The following is a 7,836-nucleotide window of genomic DNA, read 5'->3' as shown; positions in this document are numbered from 1 at the left end:
TCGCGCCGCCGACGCGGTGACCGTCGCCGAGCCGGAACCGGCTGAATACGTCAAGATCTGCGACGTGTACGGGGCCGGCTACTTCTACATTCCCGGCACCGAAACCTGCCTGCGCATCGGCGGCTATATCCGCTATGACGCCGCTGGTGGCGACCTCGGCTCGTTCGACGGCGCCCGCACAAGCGATGTCGTAACCGGCAAGGACCAGGGCACCTGGCTGAAGAACACCCGCTTCACGCTGAAGACCTGGACCGGCCAGGAAACCGAGCTCGGCACGTTGAAGACCTACACCGAAATGCGCATGAATTTCGGCAACCGCAACGCAGATCTGGGCGGATATGACCCCGTTTCAGGCAGCTACCTGCATAACGACGCCGGCAACAAGACCTTCGACCTGCACTTCGCCTGGATCCAGCTCGGCGGCCTGCGCGTCGGTCTGGACGAATCGGCCTTCGACACCTTCGTCGGCTATGCCGGCAACGTCATCAACGACACGCTGGTCCCCTACGGTGGTTTCCAGACCAATGAAATCCAGTACTACTTCGATGCTGGCAACGGCTTCTCGGCAGTGGTCTCGCTCGAAGAAGGTTCGGGTGGTTCCATGACCAACTATAATGGTTATGGTCAGGGCACGATCGACAGCTATGTCCCGCATGTCGTCGGCGGCGTGAAGTACACGCAGGGTTGGGGCGACATCGTCGGTGTGGTTGCCTATGACAGCAACTACGAAAACGTGTCCGGCAAGGTTCGCCTGGATGTGAACGTGACCAATGAACTGTCGCTGTTCGGCATGTTCGGTTACGGCAGCGACGGCAAGCTTGGCGATGTTGGGCTCGCTCGCTCCTTCTACAAGCCATGGGGCGGCCATTGGGCCTTCTGGGCCGGCGGCACTTACAAGTTCAGCGACAAGGCCTCCTTCAACCTCCAGGTGTCGGGCGATCAGTTCAAGAACTACGGCATTGCAGCTAACGTTGCCTACACCGTCGTTCCCGGCCTCACGGTCACGCCCGAAATTGACTTCCTGCACGATGGCAGGTTCGGCGATCTGGACAATTCCAACTGGACCGGTGCCACCAAAAAGAACAGCGTCGGCGGTATCATCCGTTTCCAGCGCGACTTCTAGAACCAGATATTTTCTGGGGAGACAGGAAAACCCGGCGGGCAACCGCCGGGTCTTTTCTGTTTTAAGTGCATGTCGAGGTCCCCAATCGCTGCGCAGTTTGGGTGTTGCAGCAATGTCCGAGCCGCCTTTGGCGTTCGACACGATATCGGCGTAGCGGCTGTGGAGAGCTCCTAAAATCCCGGGGGACAGCCGCTCCTGGTCGCAGCATGGAACGGGATGCCGAAGCTGCCAATCTCGCGACTTGTGCGGAGATATTCAGTCCGGCCCGCAGTTGCTGCCGAAGGTCCGGCAAAGGCGGCGCGAACGGTCATAACCGATCCGGCTTTGCGTCGCCGCATTTCCTCGACCCAACTCCAAGCCGTCAGAATCTCCGGATCGAGCAACTGGCTCGCCGGAGCGGCTGTGCCCGGCGATCGAATTCAAACCTCGGCCAGGTCACCTAAGGCTTCAATCAGGGGGGTGATCTCGGCTTCGAAATTCTTCCAGCGCCTCACGGAGGATTTGTAGATCGGCTGACGAACCTGCCAACGGCTGGGGGTGGTAACCGCCCCTTCCCTATCGAAGAAGCGCAAGCAGTCATCATCCCACGGCAGTCCGAGATAATCGATGAGTCGGCGAGACTGCGCCTCTTGGTCCTCCACAAGTGTCTCATATCGATTCTCGAAGATGCGGCCTGGGAACACCTCGTTCCAATGACGCATCAAGCGGTCGTACTCGCGATAGTAGAGGCCTAGCGCCTGCAGGTCCGTATTGTAGCCGTGCGTCGAGCTGAACGGCAGGACGTAGCACGATACGCAGTTGTCGATAGCATCGCGGCGACAGTGAATGATGCGCGCCTTGGGAAAGAAAAGACTGAGAAGGCCGATCAATTCGAAATTGTGCGGCATCTTATCGATGATGCGCTGCGCCGTCGGAGCGCGCTCGCGCAGATAGGAAAGGTGTTCATCGGCCAACGTCTTGGACAAGCCTTCGGTGATTGTCGTGATCGGTTTGCTGATATCGGAGGCCGAGGCTTGCAGACCGATTGCATTCGCCACCCGCCTTAGTTTACTCAACTCTCCCGCCCCGTGAGCCTCGGGATGACTGGCGCATATTTGTTCGGTAAGCGTGGTGCCCGAGCGCGGCATGCCCACCACGAACACAGGCGCTTCGGAAGAATTGCCGTAACCGGACCTTGCCGCAAAGAAATCCGGCGTGAAGGTTTCAATCGTCAGGTCTATAAAACGACGATACTGATCGATGTCGAATTTGTAACCTTCCGCTTGCTTCGCCTTCCTGAAGTGGTCGAAGGCTTGCGCATAGCGCTTGAGGTCGTTCTCCACCTTACCGGCGGCGTAGTTGAGACTCGCTTTAGCCTCCGGCTTAAGTCCCGGACTGTTCAGCTCGCGAAGGATCGACTGGAATTCGGCGGGCTCCTCAGTGAATTTTCTGGTCTGCACAAGGTCGTAGTAGGCGGCGGCCACCTCGATGCGGCGTTCGATCGCCTCCTTGAGATAGGAAGCGGCCTCATCCATGCGCCCAAGGCCAGTGAGCGCGGCCGCTATTCCAATCCGCGCCTTGGGATGGTCCCGGTTGATCTTCAGCGCCTTTTCGTAGAGCGGCAAAGCCAGATTAGGTTTGTCGAACTGTGTGTAGACGCGCCCCAAGGCACAAAGCGCCTCTACCAGATCGGGCTGCACTTCCAAGGCATATTGGATGTGTTTGACGGCCGCTGAGAATTCACTCAGCTTCCCATAGGCCTCGCCGAGGCTGAGATGGTAGTAGGGGTTTCTAGGCTCCTCGCCGACTGCACGCGCGAAATAGCGCAAAGCCGCCTCATCATCGTAACCCAGACAGACGGTGCCCATGATGTACAGGGCCAGCGGATGGTTTGGCGTTCGAGCCAGCACCTGCAGGCATACGTCTTGAGCTTCGGCAAGTCGCCTGGCCTGCTGATGTTCGTAGGCTCGCCTCAGCAGCAGGTCATCGGCCTGTGATCGAGAGAGCACATTGGCCCTAGGGAGTGCTGCATGGGGAATTTTGTGCTTCAGCGCCCGGCCGGACTTAATGTGTTTGGACCAGGACGGAGGCAGGCGATTATTCATCGCATCCGGCTAGCAAAAATAGTCCTGTGAATCCAGCGAAGAGGCATCATTTCACCGACGAGGAACACCACTTTTCAAGGCGCAGCAGATCATTTTCGCGTGAGCAGCAGACTTACCCCCACCGTCGCGTCATACTACGCAAGAAACAGTTGTCAGCGAGCCTCTCCATGCGCGCCAGCGTCGCCGCCGCAACTGGACAGACGCCAACGATGTCGCTCGGTGAATCAGCCGAGCGGTCAACCCGCTCCGGGAATAGCGCTAAACTTCTGCCAGGTCACCTAAGGCATCGATGAGAGGCTGAATCCTGTCCCCATAATTCTTCCAGCGCTTGACGGACGATTTATAGATCGGTTGGCGGACTTGCCAACGGCTGATAGTTCTGACCGATTTATCGTTATTGAAGAAGCCAAGACAGGCCTCATCCCAGGCCAAGCCAAGGTAGTCGATCAGACGACGTGAGTGCCCCTCCTGGTCCGAAACAAGATCTTCGTAGCGGCTTTCAAAAATCCGTCCTGGGAAAATTGCTTCCCAATGGCGCATGAGGCGATCGTATTCACGATAATACAGACCGATGGTCTTAAGGTCAGAGGTGTAGCTGTGTCCCCGATCGAGATTTGAAATGAAGCATGACAAACAAGTATCGATTGCATCACGTCTGCAATGAATAATCCGGGCGTTTGGAAGAAGAACTGCGATGAGGCCAATAAGCTCAAAATTATGAGGCCTTTTGTCGATAATGCGAAGCGCAGTGGGAGCCTTTTTGCGTAGGTGAGACAGATATTCCTGACTCAACATCCTCGACTGCTCTATCGTCATCAAAGCCAGAGATCGATGCAAAGCATCCGCGGACTGCGGCGTAAAGCCGATCGCACTGGCCATCCGCATTAGCTTGGTTAGCTCCCCGGCACCATTCACATCCGGATGGCTCGCGCAAATTTGCTCGGTCAGGCTCGTTCCTGAACGGGGCATACCGAGTACGAATACAGGCACGTCGGACGGATCCCCGTAGTTGACCTTAGGCGCGACCATCTCAAGGCGAAAAAAGTCAATCATGGAATCGACTCGGCGGCGGTAGAACTCAAGGTCGAATTGGTAGTCTGCGGCCTTCTTTGCGTTCTGGAAATGATCCATCGCTTGTGAGTAGCGCTGAAGGTCGTTCAGCATTTTTCCTGCGGCGTGATGCAGCCGCTGCGCAGAGACAGGCTCGAGATTCGAATTGGAGAGTTCGCGCAGAATGGATCCGAGTTCGGGCGGCTCTTCGGTGAATCTGCGTGTGCCTGCAAAGGCGCTGTATGCGGCTGGCAGATCGAGCCGGCGTTCGATCGCTTCCTTGAGATGGACTGTGGCTTCATTCATGCGACCAATACTGGCCAAGGTGTTGGCAAGCCCCGTTCGAACATAAGGATAGTCGCTATTGAGTCTGAGAGCTTTCTCGTAGGAAGAAATGGCACAGTCAGCCTGGTCAAACTCCAGGTGAGCGCGTCCAAGCGTGCAAAGCGCCTCCACGAAATCCGGCTTCAAGTCACAGGCGCGCTGCAGGTATCTGATGGCAAGCGCGTGTTCGCCGACCATCAGATAAGCATCGCCCAGACTGAAGTGGAAATATGCATTGAGCGGCGCCTGGTTGACCGCCCGAGCAAAGTATTCGATGGACAACTTATCATCGAAGCCCAGTCCCAGCGTCCCCAAAATGTACAACGCCATCGGGTGCTCGGGCGTCCTTGCCAAAACACGGTGACACAGTTCCTCGGCCTCGGGTAACCTGTCCGCCTGTTGCAGTTCGAGCGCCCGTCGCAGCAACATGTCATCGCCTTGCGCGCGAGACAGCTTCGCCTTCGGCTGCCTGAGTGTTGGCAATTTTACATTCTGCTTTGACGCAAGTCCGCTCTTGACGTGTTTGGACAAACCGGGAGGCAATCGGTTATTCATCCTGTCTCGCTACCAAAACGAGGCGCGCGAATCCAGCCTTGGTCCAACCGGCAACGCAACCGCGCCAGTGCCTCTTACGCAACTTGCACCTACGCACCAGCCACGCTAGCAAGAAGCCACCTTTCTCAACCGAGCCATCGCCATGCTTAGTCGCCCTTCCCTTACGCCGATCGTCGGCGCGCTTCCCACCACGGTGCCGTTCGTCGGGCCGGAGGCGCAGGAGCGCGAGCGCGGGCGGCCTTTCCGCGCCCGCATCGGCGCCAATGAAAGCAGCTTTGGCCCCTCGCCGCGCGTGATTGCCCGCATGGAGAGCGTTGCGCGCGACCAGTGGATGTATTGCGACCCCGACAATTTCGACCTCAAAGTCGCGGCGGCCGTGCATCACAATGTCGGCGTCGAGAACGTGGTGGTCGGCGAAGGCATTGACGGACTGCTCGGCCTTGTCGCGCGCATGTATGTCGCGCCGGGCGACGCGGTGGTGACCTCGCTTGGCGCCTATCCCACCTTCAACTTCCACATCGCCGGCGTCGGCGGCCGGCTGGTGACGGTGCCCTACGCCAACGACAAGGAGGACCTCGACGGACTGCTTGCCGCTGTCGCCAGGGAAAGAGCGCCGCTCGTCTATCTCTCCAATCCGGACAATCCGATGGGAAGCTGGTGGGAGGCGCCGGACCTCGTCCGCTTCATCGAGGCGCTGCCGGAAACCACCATGCTGGTGCTGGACGAGGCCTATGGCGAGCTCGGACCGGCATCGGCGCTGCCGCCGATCGACGTCGCGCGGCCGAACGTCGTGCGCATGCGCACCTTCTCCAAGGCGTACGGGCTTGCCGGCATCCGCTGCGGCTATGCGGTGGCCGAACGGGAAGTGATCCGCGACTTCGAAAAGATCCGCAACCATTACGGCGTCAGCCGCATGGCGCAGATCGCCGGGCTCGAGGCGCTGGCCGATCAGGACTATCTGAATTCGGTGGTGGCGCGCGTGGCCGCGGGGCGCCGGCGCATTGCGGCCATCGCCGAGGAAAACGGGCTGAAGCCGCTGCCCTCGGCGACCAATTTCGTCACCATAGACTGCGGCCGCGACGGCGCCTTCGCGCTGAAGGTGATGCAGGCGCTGCTCTCGCGCGACGTCTTCATCCGCAAGCCGATGGCGCCGCGGCTCGACCGCTGCATCCGGGTCAGCGTCGGCCTCGACCATGAGCTCGACATCTTCGCCGAGGAATTGCCTGGCGCGCTGGCGACGGCGCGGGGGAACTAACGGCGATCCACAGCCGTTGCGTTTGCGCGGCGCCGAGCCGGATTCCGTAAGGCTTCGAAGGCGGAGACGAGCATGGTCGAGCAGAAGAGAACCGTTCGGGCGCGCATCTCCGGCAAGGTGCAAGGGGTCAGCTACCGGGTTTGGGCGCGGGACGAAGCCGTGCGCCTCGGACTGACGGGCTGGGTGCGAAACGAGCACGACGGTTCGGTCACGGCGCTCATCGCCGGCGCCGACGCAGCGATCGACTCGATGGTCGATCGGCTGTGGCGGGGGCCTAGGGGCGCGACGGTCATCAGGGTCGAGGTCGAAGAACGCACGGACGACAGTGCACCTATCGACTTCAGGATCATCCCCTAGTCAAGTCCGCCGAAATCAGCTTCCATCCACCGATCGGCAAACCGTTCCGACATTGCTTCTGGTGCGATACGCACACGATATATGTGCGTATATTCCGATTTGTTACTTTAGCGCCGCATGATGAACATATTTGCTCCATAGCCGGAAAGGCGGGTGACGGAGATCAGGGGGCTCACCAAACAGTATCAACGGGGATATCCGATGCCGCAGCACAGTGCCAACGAGCAGTATCTGCTCGAGCTCATCAATGCTGAGCGCGCCAAGGCCGGCGCCCAGCCCCTGGGCTTCGACAACGATCTCAGCGAAGCCGCCGAGGGCCACGACAAGTGGATGCTGGCCACCGACACATTCTCTCACACCGGCTCCGGGGGTTCGTCGCCGACGACGCGCATGACGAATGCCGGTTATACGCTGAGCGGCTCATGGGCCACGGGCGAGAACATCGCCTGGGCAACGACCCGCGCGCCGACCGGCTATGTCGACGAGGTCAAGCTTCTCCACACCAATCTGATGAATTCTCCCGGGCATCGGGCCAACATCCTCAATTCCAACTTCCGTGAAGTTGGGCTCGCCTTCGAGGTCGGCGACTACAAGGGCCGCAGCAGCGCCTTCGTCACGGAGGATTTCGCCAAGAGCGGCACGGATCTCTTCCTCACCGGCGTCGCTTTCGACGACAAGGACGGCGACCGTTTCTACGATCCGGGCGAAGGGCTGGGCACCATCACTGTGACCGCCAGGAACTCAGCCGGCCAGACCTTTAAGACCACGACCTCGGCCGCTGGCGGCTATGATCTAGCGCTGAAGCCCGGCACCTATAACGTCACTTTTTCGGGCGCCAATATCGCCACTTCGACGCAGACGGCGACAATCGGCACCAAGAACGTCAAGCGCGACCTGATCGACCCGGCAATGAAATCGGGCACGCTCGCGGCGACGGCATCGGCAGAAGATTCAGGATCCGATTCAAGCCACGCCCCGGCCGCGCCGACCAGCGGACCGAACACGGGCAACGGCGCCAAAAACTGGCTCGCCGACTTCTTCGGCAAGCATCCTGTTGGCGACCGGGGCACGCCTGGTCTCACCGACTC

General features: G+C 59.6%; 6 protein-coding genes. 4 read left to right on the top strand and 2 right to left on the bottom strand.

Features of this window, described 5'->3' with window-relative positions; all coding sequences use genetic code 11:
* The coding region (locus EOA32_RS29860; RefSeq protein WP_145971385.1) for a porin at nucleotides 1–1,123 on the top strand (1,123 nt) is incomplete at its 5' end.
* A gap of 419 nt (nucleotides 1,124–1,542) precedes the next feature.
* Here EOA32_RS29860 and EOA32_RS29855 read toward each other — a convergent pair.
* Both EOA32_RS29855 and EOA32_RS29850 read right to left on the bottom strand, forming a co-directional pair.
* A complete protein-coding gene (locus EOA32_RS29855; protein WP_128373630.1) occupies nucleotides 1,543–3,207 on the bottom strand; it encodes a sulfotransferase in 1,665 nt (554 codons plus the stop codon).
* 258 nt (nucleotides 3,208–3,465) lie between these two features.
* Nucleotides 3,466–5,136 carry a sulfotransferase gene (locus tag EOA32_RS29850; RefSeq protein ID WP_128373629.1) on the bottom strand — a complete coding sequence of 557 codons (1,671 nt, stop codon included), beginning with the start codon at nucleotides 5,134–5,136 and terminating at the stop codon, nucleotides 3,466–3,468.
* Between the two features lie 142 nt (nucleotides 5,137–5,278).
* Between EOA32_RS29850 and EOA32_RS29845 the strand changes: the two genes are divergently transcribed.
* The 3 genes from EOA32_RS29845 to EOA32_RS29835 all read left to right on the top strand — a co-directional run.
* Entirely contained in the window at nucleotides 5,279–6,391 is a 1,113-nt protein-coding gene (locus EOA32_RS29845; protein ID WP_128373628.1) for a pyridoxal phosphate-dependent aminotransferase, read from the top strand.
* A gap of 72 nt (nucleotides 6,392–6,463) precedes the next feature.
* Complete coding sequence (locus EOA32_RS29840) at nucleotides 6,464–6,748, top strand: acylphosphatase (protein ID WP_128373627.1); 285 nt, start codon at nucleotides 6,464–6,466, stop codon at nucleotides 6,746–6,748.
* Between the two features lie 201 nt (nucleotides 6,749–6,949).
* A partial coding sequence (locus EOA32_RS29835) for a CAP domain-containing protein (protein WP_128373626.1) occupies nucleotides 6,950–7,836 on the top strand: 887 nt, incomplete at its 3' end.

Origin of the sequence: Mesorhizobium sp. M1A.F.Ca.ET.072.01.1.1, assembly GCF_004023325.1 — a bacterium.
In the GTDB taxonomy this organism is placed as follows: domain Bacteria; phylum Pseudomonadota; class Alphaproteobacteria; order Rhizobiales; family Rhizobiaceae; genus Mesorhizobium.
Note: the sequence above shows the minus strand (reverse complement) of the source record. Positions and strands in the feature narration are given on the sequence as shown.

Coding starts and splice junctions, on each gene's coding strand:
- EOA32_RS29855 (WP_128373630.1), bottom strand. CDS start 3,207: ATGAATAATCGCCTGCCTCCGTCCTGGTCCAAACACATTAAGTCCGGC.
- EOA32_RS29850 (WP_128373629.1), bottom strand. CDS start 5,136: ATGAATAACCGATTGCCTCCCGGTTTGTCCAAACACGTCAAGAGCGGA.
- EOA32_RS29845 (WP_128373628.1), top strand. CDS start 5,279: ATGCTTAGTCGCCCTTCCCTTACGCCGATCGTCGGCGCGCTTCCCACC.
- EOA32_RS29840 (WP_128373627.1), top strand. CDS start 6,464: ATGGTCGAGCAGAAGAGAACCGTTCGGGCGCGCATCTCCGGCAAGGTG.